At 64.4% G+C, this 16,932-nt stretch carries 16 protein-coding genes; 3 read left to right on the plus strand and 13 right to left on the minus strand.

Translation table 11 applies throughout. The annotated features are described in order from the left end of the window. The first annotated feature begins 141 nt into the window (after positions 1-141). On the plus strand, positions 142-894 hold the full coding sequence (locus UB31_RS34180; RefSeq protein WP_045014016.1) for a hypothetical protein: 753 nt from the start codon (positions 142-144) through the stop codon (positions 892-894). On the opposite strand, the gene UB31_RS34185 is transcribed toward UB31_RS34180, so the two are convergent. The 11 genes from UB31_RS34185 to UB31_RS34235 all read right to left on the minus strand — a co-directional run bounded on the left by UB31_RS34185 (position 895) and on the right by UB31_RS34235 (position 12,108). Then, entirely contained in the window at positions 895-1,260 is a 366-nt protein-coding gene (locus UB31_RS34185) for a hypothetical protein (RefSeq protein WP_045014017.1), read from the minus strand. A gap of 96 nt (positions 1,261-1,356) precedes the next feature. After that, on the minus strand, positions 1,357-2,688 hold the full coding sequence (gene serS / locus UB31_RS34190; protein ID WP_045014018.1) for a serine--tRNA ligase: 1,332 nt from the start codon (positions 2,686-2,688) through the stop codon (positions 1,357-1,359). Positions 2,689-2,885: 197 nt separating this feature from the next. After that, on the minus strand, positions 2,886-3,698 hold the full coding sequence (tatC, locus tag UB31_RS34195; RefSeq protein ID WP_045014019.1) for a twin-arginine translocase subunit TatC: 813 nt from the start codon (positions 3,696-3,698) through the stop codon (positions 2,886-2,888). Then, positions 3,695-4,246, minus strand: coding sequence for a Sec-independent protein translocase protein TatB (tatB, locus tag UB31_RS34200; RefSeq protein ID WP_045014020.1), 552 nt, complete (start codon positions 4,244-4,246; stop codon positions 3,695-3,697). The genes tatC and tatB overlap by 4 nt, the downstream gene beginning before the upstream one ends. Before the next feature lie 88 nt (positions 4,247-4,334). After that, positions 4,335-4,568 (minus strand): twin-arginine translocase TatA/TatE family subunit, encoded by a 234-nt coding sequence (locus tag UB31_RS34205; protein ID WP_045007527.1) that lies wholly within the window; start codon positions 4,566-4,568, stop codon positions 4,335-4,337. A gap of 168 nt (positions 4,569-4,736) precedes the next feature. Then, a complete protein-coding gene (gene scpB, locus UB31_RS34210; protein WP_045014021.1) occupies positions 4,737-5,474 on the minus strand; it encodes an SMC-Scp complex subunit ScpB in 738 nt (245 codons plus the stop codon). Positions 5,475-5,495: 21 nt separating this feature from the next. Beyond that, positions 5,496-6,335 (minus strand): segregation and condensation protein A, encoded by an 840-nt coding sequence (locus UB31_RS34215; RefSeq protein WP_045007529.1) that lies wholly within the window; start codon positions 6,333-6,335, stop codon positions 5,496-5,498. Continuing rightward, complete coding sequence (gene nagZ / locus UB31_RS34220; protein WP_045014022.1) at positions 6,332-7,360, minus strand: beta-N-acetylhexosaminidase; 1,029 nt, start codon at positions 7,358-7,360, stop codon at positions 6,332-6,334. The genes UB31_RS34215 and nagZ overlap by 4 nt, the downstream gene beginning before the upstream one ends. Positions 7,361-7,405: 45 nt before the next feature. Further along, entirely contained in the window at positions 7,406-8,959 is a 1,554-nt protein-coding gene (locus UB31_RS34225) for an SPOR domain-containing protein (protein WP_045014185.1), read from the minus strand. Between the two features lie 140 nt (positions 8,960-9,099). Continuing rightward, a complete protein-coding gene (gene argS, locus UB31_RS34230) occupies positions 9,100-10,890 on the minus strand; it encodes an arginine--tRNA ligase (RefSeq protein ID WP_045014023.1) in 1,791 nt (596 codons plus the stop codon). A 9-nt stretch (positions 10,891-10,899) separates the two neighbouring features. Then, complete coding sequence (locus UB31_RS34235) at positions 10,900-12,108, minus strand: deoxyguanosinetriphosphate triphosphohydrolase (protein ID WP_156175679.1); 1,209 nt, start codon at positions 12,106-12,108, stop codon at positions 10,900-10,902. Between the two features lie 123 nt (positions 12,109-12,231). Here UB31_RS34235 and erpA point away from each other — a divergent pair, with 123 nt between their 5' ends. Next, the gene (gene erpA / locus UB31_RS34240; protein ID WP_007610737.1) at positions 12,232-12,561 is read left to right on the plus strand and encodes an iron-sulfur cluster insertion protein ErpA; all 330 of its coding nucleotides are present in this window, start codon (positions 12,232-12,234) and stop codon (positions 12,559-12,561) included. A 211-nt stretch (positions 12,562-12,772) separates the two neighbouring features. Here the strand turns inward: erpA and UB31_RS34245 are convergent, their stop codons facing one another. After that, on the minus strand, positions 12,773-13,450 hold the full coding sequence (locus tag UB31_RS34245) for a DUF4272 domain-containing protein (RefSeq protein ID WP_045014186.1): 678 nt from the start codon (positions 13,448-13,450) through the stop codon (positions 12,773-12,775). 145 nt (positions 13,451-13,595) lie between these two features. On the opposite strand from UB31_RS34245, the gene UB31_RS34250 reads away from it, so the two are divergent. After that, positions 13,596-14,498 (plus strand): hypothetical protein, encoded by a 903-nt coding sequence (locus tag UB31_RS34250; protein WP_045014025.1) that lies wholly within the window; start codon positions 13,596-13,598, stop codon positions 14,496-14,498. On the opposite strand, the gene UB31_RS34255 is transcribed toward UB31_RS34250, so the two are convergent. Then, positions 14,495-16,825: an ATP-binding protein gene (locus tag UB31_RS34255; protein ID WP_045014026.1), complete on the minus strand. Its 2,331-nt coding sequence runs from the start codon at positions 16,823-16,825 to the stop codon at positions 14,495-14,497. The two genes, UB31_RS34250 and UB31_RS34255, sit on opposite strands and share 4 nt — an antisense overlap. Positions 16,826-16,932: the final 107 nt, after the last annotated feature.

A 16,932-nucleotide genomic window follows, 5' to 3' on the forward strand; every position in this document is an offset into this window, starting at 1 on the left:
CGGCTACGGCCGATCAGGCAAACCGGCCGAATCCGGGAATTAGGCCGGTGCAATGCACGTCTCCTTTGTGATCTAGCTCATTGCGGTGCTGCAACGCCGTATCCTATTTTTCCTGGGCATTTTCTGGCGACTGGGCACGGAATGACCCGCTTTGCAGCCGCAATCCTCCTCAGTCTCGGCCTCTGCATGGCAGGCGCCGGATGGGCGCAGGATTCGGAGCCTGCGGACCGCTGCTTTCCCTGGCAGGAGTTCCGCAACGGCGTCTGCGTCGCCAAACCGGCCCCAATTGCGCCCGCACCGATCCCGGCAGCGCCGGAGCCAAGTCCGCTTCCCGCCCCGGCCGAGAACAGCGCGACGAGCATCCCGCTCGCATGTCCGCCCAACTCCCATGTCGAGGGCGGCGCCTGCATCATCGATGCGTCCCCCGCCCCGCCGCGCACGCTGATCACCGTCACGTGCAATGGCGGCACGGTGAGCAACGGGCAATGCACCTGCCCGGCCGGCTACGAATTGATGCCGGCGGGGACGGATCCGGGCGGGACATGCGTGCGGGCCAATGCGGAGAATTGCATCGGCGGCGCGATGACGGTCGCGGGCCAGTGCCTGTGCAACGGCCAGGTCACGATGTCCGGGCAGGTCTACGATCTCGAATTGGCCAAGGGCCAATGCGTGCCGAAGCGATGCCCGCGCGATGCTCCCTGCGTCACGGCCGCAGCCAAGCCGGAGACCGACGCTTCGCCAAAATTGTCATCGGAGGAGCCATCGCGCGACTGCGGCCGCGGCATGGTCGCGACGCGCCATGGCTGCATGCCGGTGCGGCATCGCTCGCACGCGACCGACCCGGGCACGTATTTCCGGATCACACCAAACTACCCGAGCCCAATGCACCATTAGCTAGCGGCGGATTCGCCATTGCGGCAGGAAGCGCGCGAGCTTGCCCTCCGCACGGAGCTGCATCGCCGGCAAGACCGGGCTCTCGACGGGCGATGTGTCAATCACACCGAGCGCTTCGAGTTGCGCGATGATCGGAGCCAACACCGGCGTCTGCGGATGGCGGCTCCGCGCCATCGTCACGGCCTTGTCAAAATCCTCGACATTGACGCCGGGCTTGGCCCGCCGGCTTTGCACATGGGCATCGTCCCAGAGCCGCGCGACGTCGATGTCCAGCACGCCACGCAGGCGCTGATCGACGGCCTGAACGCCAGCGCCGGTCACCGCCCATTGTCTGCCAACCCAGAAGATGTCGCGATGCAAGGCCATGAACGGTTGGTTCGCGTTGACGGACGGCCGGTAGGATAACCGGCCGCCCGATCTTCGCAACCAAACGTTTCTGCCGCAACACCCGGCAATGGAGCGTTACTCGCGCGCGACGACCTTCAGCCCGCCCATATAGGGCTGGAGCACGTCGGGGACCGCGATCGAGCCGTCCTCCTGCTGATAGGTCTCCATCACCGCGATCAGCGCGCGGCCAACCGCCGTGCCAGAGCCGTTCAGCGTGTGCACGAAGCGCGGTTTGCCGTCCGGCCCACGCGAGCGCGCATCCATGCGCCGCGCCTGGAAATCGCCGCACACCGAGCAGCTCGAGATCTCGCGGAACATGCCGCCATCGCCCTGCCCGGGCATCCAGACCTCGATGTCATAGGTTTTTTGCGACGAAAAACCCATATCTCCTGCGCAGAGCGTCATCACGCGATAATGCAGGTCGAGCTTCCGGAGCACCTGCTCGGCACAAGAGAGCATCCGCTCCAGCTCGTCCTTGCTGGCCTCAGGCGTCGTGATCGAGACCAGCTCGACCTTGGTGAACTGATGCTGGCGGATCATGCCGCGGGTGTCGCGTCCGGCAGCACCGGCTTCGGCGCGGAAACAGGGCGTCAGCGCGGTGAGCCGCATCGGCAATTGCTTCTCGTCGAGAATGGATTCGCGCGCGAGATTCGTCAGCGACACTTCTGCGGTCGGGATCAGGCCAAGGCGCTCGGTCCTCAGCCGCTCAAGGTCGGGTGACGCAAGCAATTCGCCCTTGATTGCCCAGAACTGATCGTCCTCGAATTTCGGCAACTGCCCGGTGCCGAACATCACCTCGTTGCGCACCAGCAGTGGCGGGTTGATCTCGGTGTAGCCGTGCTCGGTCGTGTGCAGGTCGAGCATGAATTGCCCGATCGCGCGTTCGAGACGAGCGAGCCCTTTCTTCAGCACCACGAAACGCGCGCCGGAGAGCTTTGCCGCCGCTTCGAAATCCATGTAGCCGAGCGCAGTGCCGAGATCGTCGTGCAGCTTTGGCGCGAATGCGTAGTTGCGCTTGTTGCCGAAGACGTGGCGTTGCACATTGCCGTGCTCGTCGACGCCGTCGGGTACTTCGCCGAGCGGCAGATTCGGGATCGCCGAAAGCTCCTTGGCCAGCTCCTCGTCGGCGGCCTTGGCAGCCGCTTCAAGCTGCGGCATCGAGGTCTTCAGCTCGGCCACCTCGGCCATCAGTTTGGCCGCACGCGCCTCGTCCTTCGCCTTCTTGGCGTCGCCAATTTCTTTCGAGGCGGCATTGCGCCGTGCCTGCGCCTGCTCCGAGGCCAGGATCGCCGCCCGCCGCGTCTCGTCGATCGCGAGCAGCGAAGCCGACAGCGGCTTCAATCCCCGCCGGGCGAGGCCGGCGTCAAAAGCTTGCGGATTGTCGCGGATCGATTTGATGTCGTGCATGGCCGTGGTCCTGAGGCTGGTTGCAAACTTTCAGCTTCCGAGTTGCAAGTTTGCAGATAGCGGGTCTCCCTAGCACGGCTGTCATCGCCCGCGAAAGCGGGCGATCCAGTATTCCAGAGACGGCAGTGATTCTTCGAGGGGCCGCGGCGTACTGGATTCCCCGCCTTCGCGGGGAATGACATCGGGGCGGCGGCGCCCTACTCCGCCGGCTTGGCGTCCGACGACGCGTCGGTGCCGGAGGGAGCCTTCGCGGCGGCTGCCTTCTTCTCCACCATCGAGACCGCAATGATCGAACCCTCATAGAGCGCGAGCAGCGGAATCGCGAGCGAGCACTGACTGAGCACGTCCGGCGGCGTCAGCACGGCGGCGATGATGAAAGCGACGACGATAAAATAGCGTCGCTTCTCGCGCAGCATTTTCGAGGAGATGATGCCAATTCGGCCGAGCAGCGTCAGGATCACCGGGAGCTGGAAGGCGATGCCGAAGGCGAAGATCAGCGACATCATCAGCGACAGATATTCGCCGACCTTGGGCAACAGCTGGATCTGCGCGGTCTCGTCACTGCCGGCCTGCTGCATACCGAGCGAGAAGCGGACCAGCATCGGCAGCACGACGAAATAGACCAGCGCCGCGCCCAGCACGAAGAAGAACGGGGTCGCGACCAGATACGGCAGGAAGGCCTGCTTCTCCTGCTTGTAAAGGCCCGGTGCCACGAACTTGTAGATCTGCGTGGCGACGATCGGGAACGAGATGAAGCCGGCGCCGAACAGCGCGAGCTTGAGCTGCGTGATGAAATATTCCAGCAGCGCCGTGTAGATGAATTTCGAATTCTCGGGCCCAGCGATCCACACGAACGGCCAGACCAGCACGTTGTAGATCTGCTTGGCGAAGAAGAAGCAGAAGATGAAGGCCAGGCCGAAGCCAAGCAGCGCCTTGATCAGCCGCGAACGCAGCTCGATCAAATGGTCCATCAACGGCGCCTTGCTGGCTTCGATATCGGCGTCGCTCATGACGCTTTGGCGTCCTTGATCGCCTCGGATGGCGCGGTGTCCTGGCTGACCTCGGCCGGTTCGACCTCGCGCGTGATCGCGAGCGGCTCGTTCACCGCAGCATGCGCTTCGGCTTCCACAAATGTCTCGGGCGTCGGGGCTTCCGGCGTCGTCGGTGTGACCGGTGCTTCATTTGAAGTCGCCGGCGCTTCACTCGGAGTCGCTGACGCTTCGACGGCAGCGGCCGTGGTCGTGGTCGTCTCGGCCGGCTTGTCGAGCGCATCGACGCGGAGCGCGTCGCTGACGTCCTTCTGGAGCGAGGTCATCAAATTGTTGCCGGCAAAGCCGGACGCGGCTTCCTTGACCTCGTCAAAACTCTTCTTGAGGTCGGCCATCTCGGCCTCGCGCATCGCTTCCTGGAACTGGCCCTGGAATTCGGCGGCCATCTTGCGGGCCTTGCCCATCCATTGACCGACCATGCGCAGCACGCCCGGCAACTCTTTCGGGCCGATGGCGACCAGGGCCACGACCCCGATCAGGACCAGTTCACTCCACCCGATGTCGAACATGACGTCTTCCGTTCACGCGAAATCACGATCGGCCCAATCCCTCACGCGCAGGATCGGGGCCACTACCCGCGTCTCGCGTGCTCCTGGCTCAGACGGCCTTGCTGCCGACGTCGGTTCGCGCCGCGGTCGGCGCAGCCGTGTGCTCGATCGACTTGGACGGCTCGGGCTTGTCGGCGACCTTGTCGTCGTCCTGCATGCCCTTCTTAAAGGCCTTGATGCCCTGCGCCACGTCGCCCATGAGATCCGAAATCTTGCCACGGCCGAACAGCAGCAGGACGACTGCGATCACCAGGATCCAGTGCCAAATGCTAAGCGAACCCATCCTGCAACCCTCCAAACACGCATGGCCGGGGACCCCGACCGATCTTCACCGAAACCTAGGCTTCGCAGGTGTCAAAAACAAGGACCAAGGCAGCGCCAATTCGCTGTTGGCGCTACGTAATCTTGCTAGTGTTAACTGGTCGCAGGGCGCCCGCAAAAGGACGGAATATCAGCCCTCTTCGCCACCCTCATTGCCGCCTTCTGGCGTCTCGGGTTCGACCGCAGGAGCCAGCGCGAGATCCAGGTCTTCGCCTGGTTCCAGCGGATCCTCGTCCTCGCGCAGCGTCGGGTCATCCGACGGCGTGGGGACGCTGAATCCGGTCGGCAGACGTGAATCCAGCAGGCCCGTGCCCTTCAGCTCCTCGAGGCCCGGCAGATCGCCGAGCTGTTCCAGGGTGAACTGCGACAGGAAGTCCTCGGTGGTTCCGAAAGTCAGCGGACGGCCGGGCGTCTTGCGACGGCCGCGCGGCTTGATCCAGCCGGTCTCCAAGAGCACGTCGAGCGTACCCTTCGAGGTGACGACGCCGCGGATCTCCTCGATCTCGGCACGCGTCACCGGCTGGTGATAGGCGATGATCGCCAGCACTTCGATCGCCGCACGCGACAGGCGCCGGGTCTCGGTGCTCTCACGCGTCATCAGCCAGGCGAGATCGCCGGCGGTGCGGAACGTCCATTTGTTGGCGACGCGCACGAGGTTCACCCCGCGCAACGCATATTCGGCCTGCAGCTGTTCGAGCGCGGCCTTGACGTCGACGCCCTCCGGCATGCGCTTGGCCAGCGTCGCGGTATCGAGCGGTTCATTCGAAGCAAACAGCAGCGCTTCGAGCAGCCGCAATTCTTCGGGGCGCGCCTGGGGTTCATTCTCCATCGGCTCGACCTCTTCTACGCGAACTTCCGCCAAAGCCATGGCAGCTTCTCCTTCTTGCACTTAGCCGACCGGCGCATCGGGCGCGGGAGCTGCGTCCGGAACCGGTTGATGGCGCCCCTTGCGGAAATAGATGGGCGCAAACGCCTCTTTCTGGTTCAGCTCCAGCTGACCCTCGCGCACCAGCTCGAGCGCGGCGGCAAAGCTCGAGGCGAGCACCGTCGCGCGCTGCGTCGGATCGGCGACGTGCCGGAGCAGATAGTCGTCGAGAACGCCCCAATCATCCTGTTCGGTGATGCTGCCGACCAGCCGCTCCAGCGTGGCGCGCGCCTCGGCAAGCGACCACACCGTGCGCTTGGCGAGATGCACGCTCGCCAGCACGCGCGACTGGCGCTGCGAGGCGTAGGCCGTGAGCAGGTCGTATAGCGTCGCCGTATATTTCGGATGCCTGATCTCGGCGATGTGCTCGGGCTCGCCGCGCGGAAAGATGTCGCGCAGCAATTGCTGCCTGTTCATCAGCCGGTTGGCCGCTTCGCGAATGGCTTCCAGCCGGCGCAGACGGTTGGCAAGCGCGGTCGCCATCTCCTCCGCGCTCGGACCTTCCGCACTCGGCGGCTCCGGCAGCAGCAGGCGCGACTTCAGGAAGGCGAGCCACGCCGCCATCACGAGATAATCGGCCGCCAGCTCGAGCCGGATCTTTCGCGCAGCTTCGATGAAGTGGAGATACTGGTCGGCCAGCGCCAGGATCGAGATCTTGGACAGGTCGACCTTCTGCTGCCGCGCCAGCGCGAGCAACAGGTCGAGCGGGCCTTCATAGCCCTCGACATCGACCACCAATGCCGGCTCGCCCTCGGCGAGCTCTGCGGGCCGCCCGGTTTCAAACGATAGGATTTCTGCGGTCATGCGGATGCCGTGCTTGCCCGTGCGATCAATGCGTCCAGTTCCGCGCGTGCAGCCGCCCGGTCGAACGGCTGCGGCGCCTTGCGCGCGGCGAGTGCGGCGTTCGCCCGCGCCAGCGCCCTGCCCGACAATTCCGGCGTCTGGCCGGCAACGTCGCGCATCTCCTCGATGTTGCCGTTGCAATGAAGCGCCATGTCGCAGCCGGCCGCAAAGATGGCCCGGGTCCGCTCGGCGAGGTTGCCCGCCAGCGCGTTCATCGACACGTCATCACTCATTAACAAACCCTGGAACCCGATTGCGTGGCGAATCACCTGAGCGATCATTGTCGCAGAAGTCGTCGCCGGATGAACGGGGTCGACGGCGCTAAACACAACATGTGCAGTCATCGCCATCGGCAGATCCGCGAGCGGCTTGAATGCCGCGAAATCGGTCCGGTCCAGCTCGTCCCGCGGCGTATCGACGGTCGGCAGCTTGAAATGGGTGTCGGCAGTTGCCCGGCCATGGCCGGGAATATGTTTCAGCACCGGCAGCACGCCACCCTGCTCCAAGCCCTCGGTAACCGCGCGGGCGATGGCCGCGACCTTGCCCGGCTCGGTGCCGTAGGCGCGGTTTCCGATCACGGCATCAGCACCCGCAACCGGTACGTCAGCCAGCGGCAAGCAGTCCACGGTAATGCCGAGATCGCCGAGATCGGCCGCGATCAGGCGGGCGCTAAGGCGGGCTGCGGCGAGCCCGAGCGCCGAATCAGTGTCGTACAATTTCGCAAACACGGCGCCCGGCGGATAGACCGGCCAGTGCGGCGGCCCCAGCCGCTGCACCCGTCCGCCCTCCTGATCGATCAGGATTGGTGCGTCGGCAGCACCCGAGACGCTCCGTAATTCCGCAACAAGTGCAGCGACTTGAGCTGGCGTCTCGATATTGCGCTTGAAAAGGATGAAGCCCCATGGGCGCTCAGCACGGATGAACTCCCGCTCAGCGGCGGTCAGTCCCGTTCCGGAAACGCCGGTAATGAAGGCCCGCGTGTTCATAGGGCCGATTAACCCTGCCCCGTGAGAGGGTCAAGGAATCCGCCGCTAATTCCTCTGGACGAAGCACGACGGCAGGCCAGCAGACTTCAGATTGTTGCAGGCCTGCACCGCCTCATCGGCCGAGCCAAACGGCCCCGCGAAGGCGCGGTAGACGATTCCCTTGCCCTTGTCGGTCAGATCAACCCGCTTGATCACCGGGGAGCGCGAGCCGAGGACGCTGCCATATTTGCTCTGAAGCACCCGATACGAGGCCTGCGCGCTGTCCTCGCTCTGCTGCGAGGAGACCTGCACGACAAAGCCGCCACCGGCACCGCTGCTCGCAGGTGCAAGCTGCGTCGGATTGGTCGCGGCCATCCGCTGCGGCGGCTCGGACGGCGCTGCCTGCGGTGACAGCGAGAGCGGCTGGTTGGCACTGGCATTGGCCGAGGTCGGCGGCGTGCGCGGTGCGGCCGGTGCTGCGACCGGCTTCAGCGGTGCTGCCGGCTTGGTGGCCGACGGCGCGGCGACTTGCGGCGCGGTGCCGTCAGTCTGATCGCCTCTCACGGCCACAGTCTTGATCGAGCGCGGCGCGCTGTTCGGCATCGTTCCGTTGCTTGGAATCGAACCGCCAGTCGGCGGCGGAACGGTGGACGGCGAGACGCTCGCGACCGGCGGCGGGTTCGCGTTCTGGTTCAACGGCGGGAACACCACGCGGGGACCGGCCGCCTTGGTGTTGACGTCGACAGGCGCCTCCTCGCGCGGCACGATTTTCTCGCTGCCGTCACCGCTCACCATGCGGTCCGGCACCTTGGCCGAGGAGTCCGCCGGCGCCGGCACGACCTTGGTCGGCGTGTTGTCGGCCTTGATGATCGGGGGCTCGCCGCTACGGGGCGAGCCGATATAGGTCTTGTAGGCGAACGCGGCGCCGGTTCCGACAACGGCGAGCGCCAGGATTGCCGCAACCGTTATCATGCCGCCGCGCGACTTCCTGGGCTCTTCGAGATCGGCCTCGGGATAGTCGCTCTGGAACGCGTAGGGATCGTCCGGATAGGCCGGCTCGCGCTGGAAATCCTGCTCACCCGCCTCAAGCCGGCCGTAGAGCGCATCATCGTAGCGCGCCGGATCGGGCTGCTCCTGTGGCTCCTGGTAGGCCTGCTCCTGATGGTAGGTTTGGGCTTGGTGCGCCTGGTCTTGGTAAGCGTGATCCTGATAGGCCTGCGGCTGATGAAGATCAGGCTCGGGCGCCGTCGGCTGGGCCGAATAGCGATGCAACGGATGAACCGGGTTCACAGAGACGGGATAGTCAGGCTCGGGAGCGGGTGCCGGCTGCACATTGGCGCGCCGCATCCATGACGGCGGCCCGGGCTGAGGCGGCGCGGCCTGCTCGGCATAGTCCTGCTGAGAGTCGTCCTGCGGATAGTCGTCTTCCTGATAGCTCTGCGTGGGTGCAGGCGCTGCCGGTGGCCGTGCACTCGGCCGGCCTTGCGCGACGAAGGGATCAGTTTGCCCGATCAGGCGGGCGAGTTCAGCCAAGGGATCGCTCTCCGCTCTCCCATGCTGATCGCCACCGCGACCAAAGTCATCGGAAGGAAACGGTCTGTCCTGATATCGATCGGCCATCGTGATGATGCGTCCCTTCGGGAAAGCCGCGCGCCCCTCGACCAAGGCGCGGCTTTCGACCCACAAGGCTTTCAACCAAGTCTAAGCGATCCGGCTTCTGCCGGTATCCCCAAAATTCCCCTTAAGTAGTTCGCCCCAAACTACCGCATCTCGTCCGGGGCATGGACGCCGAGGATGGCGAGGCCCGATGCCAGGACTGAGACGACGCCCTGGACCATGGCCAGCCGCGCCTTCGTTAGATCTGCATCATTATTGATAATGAAGCGTAAATAGGGCAAATCGCGCCCCTTCGTCCAAAGTGCGTGAAATTCGCTCGCTAAGTCATAGAGATAGAAGGCAATTCGGTGCGGCTCGTGGGCGCTGGCTGCCGCTTCCAGCATGCGTGGAAAAATTGCGAGCCGCTTGAGAAGGTCGAGCTCGACGGGGTCCGAGAGCCGCTCCACAGCCGACTCACGAAGCCAAGCGATGCGCTTGCCGGCGTCCTCCGGGAGTTCCGGGAACACCTCGGTCCGCGCGTTGCGGAAGATCGAGTGGCCGCGGGCATGGCCGTACTGGACGTAAAATACCGGGTTGTCGCGGGACTGTTCCATGACCTTGGCGAGGTCGAAATCCAGCACCGCGTCATTCTTGCGGTAAAGCATCATGAAGCGGACGGCGTCCTGGCCGACTTCATCCACCACCTCACGCAAGGTGACGAAGTCCCCGCTCCGCTTGGACATTTTCACCGGCTCGCCATTGCGCAGCAGCTTGACGAGCTGGACGATCTTGACGTCGAGCGCGCCCTTGCCGGAGGTCGTGGCCTTCACCGCCGCCTGCATGCGCTTGATATAGCCGCCATGATCGGCGCCCCAGACGTCGATCATCTCGGCGAAGCCGCGGTCGAACTTGTTCTTGTGGTAGGCGATGTCGGAGGCGAAGTAGGTGTAGGAATTGTCCGATTTGATCAGCGGACGATCGACATCGTCGCCGTAAGCGGTGGCCTTGAACAGCAGCTGCTCGCGGTCTTCCCAATCCTCGACCGGCGCGCCCTTCGGCGGCGGCAGGCGCCCCTCGTAGATGTCGCCCTTGGCCTTCAGGAAATCGATGGTCTCGGCAACCTTGTTGTTGCCGGTCTCGATCAGCGAGCGCTCCGAGAAGAACACGTCGTGGCGGATGTTGAGCGCGGCAAGATCGCCCTTGATCTCGTCCATCATCATCGCGATCGCCTTGGCACGCACCGTCGGTAGCCATTGCGCCTCGCTCATCGCGCGGAGCTTGTCGCCATGCTCCTTCGCCAGTGCCGCGCCGACAGGCTTGAGATAATCGCCGGGATAAAGCCCTTCCGGGATCGCGCCGATATCCTCGCCAAGCGCCTCGCGATACCTGAGGAAGGCGGAGCGCGCGAGCACGTCGACCTGCGCGCCAGCGTCGTTGATGTAATACTCGCGCGTAACATCGTGGCCGCCGAACTGGAGCAGGCTCGCCAAGGCGTCGCCGAACACAGCACCGCGGCAATGGCCGACATGCATCGGTCCGGTCGGATTGGCCGAGACGTATTCGACGTTGACCTTGGAGCCGCCGCGAACGCGGCCGTAATCGGCCCCGTCGCGCAACACCGTCCGCAGCGCCTCCGCCCAGGCGGCAGGCTTCAGCGTCAGGTTGATGAAGCCCGGACCGGCGACATCGACCTTGGCGATCAGCCCGTCGGCACGGAGCCGTTCGGCGATCTGCTCGGCGAGGTCGCGCGGCTTCGCCTTTGCCTCTTTCGCAAGCACCATGGCGGCGTTGGTCGCCATATCGCCATGAGAGGGATCGCGCGGCGGCTCGACCACCACGCGCGAGAAATCGATGCCCTCGGGCCAGCTGGCGTCGGCCGCGAGCGCGCGGCAGACAGCGTGCACGCGCGCGAGCACGTCGGCGAACAAATGCAGGGATGAGGATGTGTCGGGCATGGCCGCCGCCTAACGCAAATCCGGGGTCGAGTCAAAGAGCCGCTGGTGCTCGGTCAGGGCAAAACGGTCGGTCATTCCGGCAATGAAATTGCCGATCCGGCGGGCCCGGTCGGCCTCGTCATCCCCCTCCGCCTCCACCAGCCATTCCGGCGGCAGCTCGCCCGGCGATGTCAGGTATTTTGCGAACAAATCGAACAGGATCTGCTCCGCCTCCGCCATCACCCGCATCACGCGCTTGTGGCGGTACATGTGCTGGAAGAGGAAGCGCTTGATGGCGGCCTCCTCATCGGCGACCTCGGCGGGGAACGAGATCAGTGCCCGGCTCTGGTGCCGGACGTCCTGGGCCGATTGCGGTTGCACGGCGGCGAGGTTCCTCTTGGCTTCCGCGAAGACCGCGCCGATCAGGTGCGAAATCAGCTCGCGCACCAGCTCGGCGCCACGCCTGACGTCTTCGAGATCGGGATAATGCGCCGAGGTCTCGGCGATGATCTCTGCCGTGAGCGGCATCACCTTGAGATCGTCGAGGTGAAACAGGCCGGCGCGCAGGCCATCGTCGATGTCGTGGGCGTCGTAGGCGATGTCGTCGGCGATCGCGGCCACCTGCGCTTCGAGCGAGGCGAAGCTCCAGAGCTCGAGGTCGTATGACTTGATGTAGTCGGCGATCCCGACGGGAATGCCGTGCTGACGATAGCGCCCGACCGGCGCGCCGCTGCGATCCGCCAGCGGCCCGTTGTGCTTGACGATGCCTTCCAGCGACTCCCAGGTCAGGTTGAGCCCGTCGAATTCGGGGTAACGATGCTCCAACGAGGCTACGACGCGCAACGCCTGGGCGTTGTGGTCGAAGCCGCCAAAATCCCTCAGGCAGGCGTCCAGCGCCCTCTCGCCGGCGTGCCCGAACGGCGGATGACCGAGATCATGGGCGAGCGCCAGCGTTTCCGTGAGGTCCTCGTCGAGCCCGAGCTGCCGGGCCAGTGCGCGGGCGATCTGCGCCACCTCCAGCGAATGGGTCAGCCGGGTCCGGTAGTGGTCGCCCTCGTGGAACACGAACACCTGGGTCTTGTACTTCAGGCGGCGGAACGCGGTGGAATGGATGACCCGGTCACAATCTCGCCGGAACGGGCTGCGGGTCTGGCTCGGCGGCTCCGCGACCAGCCGGCCACGGCTGCGGTCGGGGTCGCAGGCATAGGGCGCACGGGGGGCAGCCATTCCGACGGACACGGCGAATTTAGTCCCTATCCATTTGATTCTGCGTATGGTGGCACTTAACTATGCCGGACGCGGGATACCAAATGAATTGGGCAAGTGAATTTGGTATGACCGCGGGACTATCGGAGACGAACGATGACGACTGACGTGACCATCAGTGACAAGGCCGCACGCCGGATTGGGGAGATTCTCAAAGGCGAAGGGTCTGGCGCGATGCTGCGGATCTCCGTTGAGGGTGGTGGCTGCTCCGGCTTCCAGTACAAGTTCGACATCGACCGTGCCCGCACCGACGACGATCTCGTGATCGAGCAGGACAATGCAGTGGTGCTGGTCGATTCCGCCTCCCAGCCGTTTTTGGCGGGATCGCAGGTCGACTTCGTCGACGATCTGATCGGCGCCTCGTTCCGCGTCAACAATCCGAACGCGACCGCCTCGTGCGGCTGCGGGACCAGCTTCTCGATCTAGCCCGATTCAAAATCTGAAAAACAACCCCATGCACAGTAGCCGGGACGCCGGCGCGGCCAGTTTCGGCTTTTGCGAAGTACATTTGACCCGTCGGGCAAAACAGGGGTAGGATGTGATCATCGCGATATCCCCAAGGGCTGGGAGCTAGACCGGGCACACCCACGATCGCGAAAGTTTTGTTTGAGCGAGCCTGCCGCAGCACATCAAGTGATTAGGTGTCAGTCGTGACGTGGTCCCACGCTTGTTCATTGTATCCGATAAGCCAGTTCAAAGCGTAGTGCCTTTCTTGCGTCACGCCAGGATCGAGACCCGCCGGTACCTCCTGTCCCCTAATACGGGCATTTCTAACAGCCCAGTGGTACCTGTAGATCAGATCGGCCTGATCAAGAATGTCGGCGATCGGACGAAGTTCGGAGTCTTCGATGAACTGAGAGGTTGTCCTTTCGGCCATTGTCCCAGCGGCGAATTCCACGTCGCAAATCTGAGCTGGCTTTCCTAATTGCGCCACGAAGCCCAATGCCCAAAGCAGAGTCCAGGCGGCTTCGTGCCTCCAAGTGAATTGAATCCGGTCGTGCTGCGAGGGGGAATGGTCGAGCACGAAGGCGAGCTCCTGGGGAGTCAGATGTGGCCGGAGTTCGTATGATTCCAGAAGTTGTTCAACTAGCTCTTCCCCAAGCCCTTCGCCCTTTGCAGCAACGAAAAGGACGCAAAGAGTGCGCAGCGCGACTTCTTCTTTTGATCGTTTCAGCGCCTCAGCCGCGCTCTCAATAACGGGTAATGTGGCAAGGACAGGTACGCCCTCGGCTCGAAGGATCCCTTCTGACCTGAGCCTTCTATCAATAGCTTCCGCTGAGACCCCGCCATTGTCCGCTGCCAGCCCCTCATTCATCGCGCCCCCCAACACTTGTTGAACCTGCAATATTACGAGGCACCTTCGGCAGCGACAAGATCGAGCATTCCCATCGCAGCCGCTTGGAGCGCATGCCAGACTGCGGCATCGCCGTGGCGCGCCAGTAGCGGAAGACAGTTATCCAATGCGCATGATCAATCGTCTGTTCTGTTGCCTCGTTCTATTCGTTGCAGTCGCTGCCGTCCCGGTGCTCCCCCTGCACGCTGCCGAAACATGCCCGTTCATCAGCGCCCAGGAGCTCGCCGGTGCGATGCCGACGCTCAAATGGTCGCTGATTTCAAATCAGGACGGCCGCGGCTGCATCTACCAGGCCGGGCGCGGCGATACGATGATGCTGACCGTGTTCCGCAATCCCGACAAGGACCGCGCCAGGGAATTGTACGCGACCTTCGTCAAGACGCTTGGCGAGCGCATGCCGCTTAACGCAGTGTCCGGGATCGGCGACGAAGGCCAGGGCGGAACGAGCGCCGCCGGCGCGGAGCGCCAGGAGGCCTCGGTCGTCGCCCTGTCCGGCGATTACATTCTGCAGATCAGCGTCTATCCGATCGGCCGCCGTGCCGACGACGCGCTGCTCGGACCGATCACCCAAGCCGCGCGCGTCGCCATTGGCAATGTGAGCAAGACCAGCGAGCGGTTCGGCACTTGCGAATGGCTCACGCCTGGGGATGCCGACGGCTTCCTCGACAAGAGCACGCTGCAGGTCCAGCGGACCGGCGCGGGCAGCTGCATGATGTTCGATCGTGAGGCCAACACCATGACAGTCGCGGTGATTGCGATCTCGCGCGACACGGTCATCAGCATGATGAAGCGCACGGGCCCGTGCAAGCACGTGGCTATCCCCGAGCTCGGCAGTGAAGCGTTCGGCGAGCATTCCTGCACCAAGGGCAACGGCAATGCCGTCAACATCTTTGTCTGGAAGAACGGCAGGCAGGCCTCGATCCTGTTCGCGCCGGTCAAGCCGCATCCGGAGTCCGGCTCGGTCGAGCGCCTGAAGGTGATCGCCGGGCGAGTCTATGGAAAGCTTTAGGCGCCGGTCATCTGCCTTTCCTCGTCCGTCCACTCCACCTCATCAGGCATCAGCTCCGGCTGAAGCGGCGCGTCCTCCGCCATCACGTCTCCGTTCAGCGCACGCAGCAAGGCTGCGGCCAGCGCGGACTTGCGCAGCGGCTTTGCCAGAAAATCCGACATGCCGGCTTCTCGGCAGGTCTTGACGTCCTCGGGGAAGGCGTTGGCGGTGAGCGCGATGATCGGCAAGGCTTCGAAGCCTCCCCCCTGCGCGCGGATCGCCCGGGTCGCGGCAAGGCCGTCCATGTCGGGCATGCGGACGTCCATCAGCACGACATCGTAGTCGCCCTCGGAGGCCGCCTCGACGGCCTCGACGCCGTCGGTGACGACGCGCAAATCGACATCGAAGGCGCCGAGCATCTTGCTCACGACCATGCGGTTGACGGCGTCGTCCTCCGCGACCAGCACCTTCAGCGGCCGATCGAGGCCGGCGATACGGGCCTTGAGCTCATCGGCTTCGTCGCGGTCCGCATTCTGGTCGGATGCCTGCGCCTGGCTCCAGGGCAGCACCAGCGTGAAGCGGAAGGTCGAGCCCTCGCCCGGCGTCGAAGTGACGCCGATGGTACCGCCCATCTGCTCGATGATGCGGCGTGAGATCGCAAGCCCAAGCCCGGTGCCGCCGAAGCGGCGGCTGATCGAAGCGTCGGCCTGCGCGAAGTCGGAGAACAGCTGGCCGAGCTTCTCGGGCGCGATGCCGATGCCGCTGTCGGTTACGGTCCATTCAACGGTCGCGAGCAGGTCGCGACGCGCCTGGCAGGTGGCCTTGATTGTCACCTCGCCTTCGTCGGTAAACTTCACCGCATTGGAGGCGAGGTTGAGCAGCACCTGCCGGATCCGCGCGACATCGCCGCGCAGCGTCGGCGGCAGGTTCGGATCGAGCTCGACCTTGACCGCGAGCCCCTTGCTCTTGGCGCCCGCGCGCACGACGGTCGCGACCGTCTCGACCAGCGCCTGCGGCACGAAATCGATGGCCTCGAACGCGAAGCGACCCGCCTCGAGCTTGGAGAGATCGAGGATGTCGTTGAGGATGCGCTGGAGATTGTCGCCGGACTCGTGAATGCTGGTGACGGCCTCGCGCTGTTCCGGATCGAGTTTTGTTTCGAGCAGCATGCTGGCAAGCCCGAGCACGCCGTTCATGGGCGTACGGATCTCATGGCTCATCACCGCCAGGAAGTCGGACTTGGCACGGCTCTCGGCCTCGGCCTTCTCCGCGCGCCAGCGCTCGGTGACGTCACGGCCGAAGCCGCGATAACCGAGGAATTGGCCGTCGCGGTCGTAGGCCGGCTTCGCAGTCAGCGACCACAACCGCGCCTCGCCGCCGGCGACGACCTTGAGGTTCATCTCGTGCAGCGGTTCGGCGTGCTCCATCAGGCCGACGACGTTGTAGGCGGCCGCCTTGTCTTCGGGGCAGAGCATGTCGAGCACGTCGGCGAAATGCGATCCCTTCAGCAACGGAAGCGGCAGCTGCGCGACGTCGGCGAAGCGTTCAGGCACGTCGGTGAGATGCCCTTCGGCGTCGGTCTGCCACAGCCAGTCGCTGGCATTCTCCTGAAAATCCTTCAGCAGCAGCGAGATGATTTCGGTCTGCCGCTCAAGCTCGAGCTGGGCCTTGAGATTGCCGAGAAACAGATTGCCCTGCGAGACGATGTTGCGCGCCATGAAGAACGCGAACAGCAGCAGGAACACTGCGGTCAGCGCATACGGACCAGCACCGCACAGCAGCATCGCGCCGGCGCAGGCAACCGTCATGGTCGCGAGATAGACGAGGCCGGCGCGCGGGAAGGTCGAGAGCGTGAAGGCACCGCCCGACATCATGCCGACCATCAGGCAGGCCAGGATCAACTGGCTGGTCGGCTCGACGCGGCTGAACAGCGCCAGCGGCAGCGTGCCCCAAATCGCGGCGAGGAAGAATGCCTGCCGCAGTATCTGCCGCGTCGCGCGCGGTGAAGCTTCCTGCGGCGGGTTCTGATGCGAGCGCCGCCACGCGCGCACTGCGAGCGACGCAGAGGTGGCGAGCGTCAGGCCCCAGATCGCGAGGAAGTCGTTCCAGCCCCTGCCCCAGAACAGGATCAGCACGATGGCGACGTTGAGCATGGTCACAGCCATCGTCACCGGAATCAGCCGCGTCACCGCGTCGATCTGCTTGGCGCGGATCCGGCGCAGCTCGCGCTCGCTGAGACCGGCGGTCAGGCCGTCCTCGATCTCGAAGCCGCCGAGCCAATACAGGAACGCGCCGATCAGGCCGTCATGCGGCTCAGTCTGTTGTGTGGATTTGTCCGGCCATCCCATCCGCGGAACCTTTTCCGCATCAATGGCCTGCGGCCTGCTTAAGCCGGGTTAATTTTGTGGGAGATTTTGCGGCGTCCTTGACGGGCGCGTTTACATTTTGTTCTAAC

The sequence above is a fragment of the Bradyrhizobium sp. LTSP849 genome (genome assembly GCF_000938255.1).
Lineage (GTDB): Bacteria > Pseudomonadota > Alphaproteobacteria > Rhizobiales > Xanthobacteraceae > Bradyrhizobium.

Excerpts from the sequence above, each read along its gene's own strand:
- UB31_RS34205 (WP_045007527.1), bottom strand. The coding sequence starts at position 4,568 with ATGGGTTCGCTTAGCATTTGGCACTGGATCCTGGTGATCGCAGTCGTC.
- UB31_RS34250 (WP_045014025.1), top strand. The coding sequence starts at position 13,596 with ATGCGCATGATCAATCGTCTGTTCTGTTGCCTCGTTCTATTCGTTGCA.
- erpA (WP_007610737.1), top strand. The coding sequence starts at position 12,232 with ATGACGACTGACGTGACCATCAGTGACAAGGCCGCACGCCGGATTGGG.
- UB31_RS34180 (WP_045014016.1), top strand. The coding sequence starts at position 142 with ATGACCCGCTTTGCAGCCGCAATCCTCCTCAGTCTCGGCCTCTGCATG.
- tatB (WP_045014020.1), bottom strand. The coding sequence starts at position 4,246 with ATGTTCGACATCGGGTGGAGTGAACTGGTCCTGATCGGGGTCGTGGCC.
- tatC (WP_045014019.1), bottom strand. The coding sequence starts at position 3,698 with ATGAGCGACGCCGATATCGAAGCCAGCAAGGCGCCGTTGATGGACCAT.
- UB31_RS34215 (WP_045007529.1), bottom strand. The coding sequence starts at position 6,335 with ATGACCGCAGAAATCCTATCGTTTGAAACCGGGCGGCCCGCAGAGCTC.
- UB31_RS34245 (WP_045014186.1), bottom strand. The coding sequence starts at position 13,450 with ATGAATGAGGGGCTGGCAGCGGACAATGGCGGGGTCTCAGCGGAAGCT.
- nagZ (WP_045014022.1), bottom strand. The coding sequence starts at position 7,360 with ATGAACACGCGGGCCTTCATTACCGGCGTTTCCGGAACGGGACTGACC.
- UB31_RS34255 (WP_045014026.1), bottom strand. The coding sequence starts at position 16,825 with ATGGGATGGCCGGACAAATCCACACAACAGACTGAGCCGCATGACGGC.
- serS (WP_045014018.1), bottom strand. The coding sequence starts at position 2,688 with ATGCACGACATCAAATCGATCCGCGACAATCCGCAAGCTTTTGACGCC.
- scpB (WP_045014021.1), bottom strand. The coding sequence starts at position 5,474 with ATGGCTTTGGCGGAAGTTCGCGTAGAAGAGGTCGAGCCGATGGAGAAT.
- UB31_RS34225 (WP_045014185.1), bottom strand. The coding sequence starts at position 8,959 with ATGGCCGATCGATATCAGGACAGACCGTTTCCTTCCGATGACTTTGGT.
- argS (WP_045014023.1), bottom strand. The coding sequence starts at position 10,890 with ATGCCCGACACATCCTCATCCCTGCATTTGTTCGCCGACGTGCTCGCG.
- UB31_RS34185 (WP_045014017.1), bottom strand. The coding sequence starts at position 1,260 with ATGGCCTTGCATCGCGACATCTTCTGGGTTGGCAGACAATGGGCGGTG.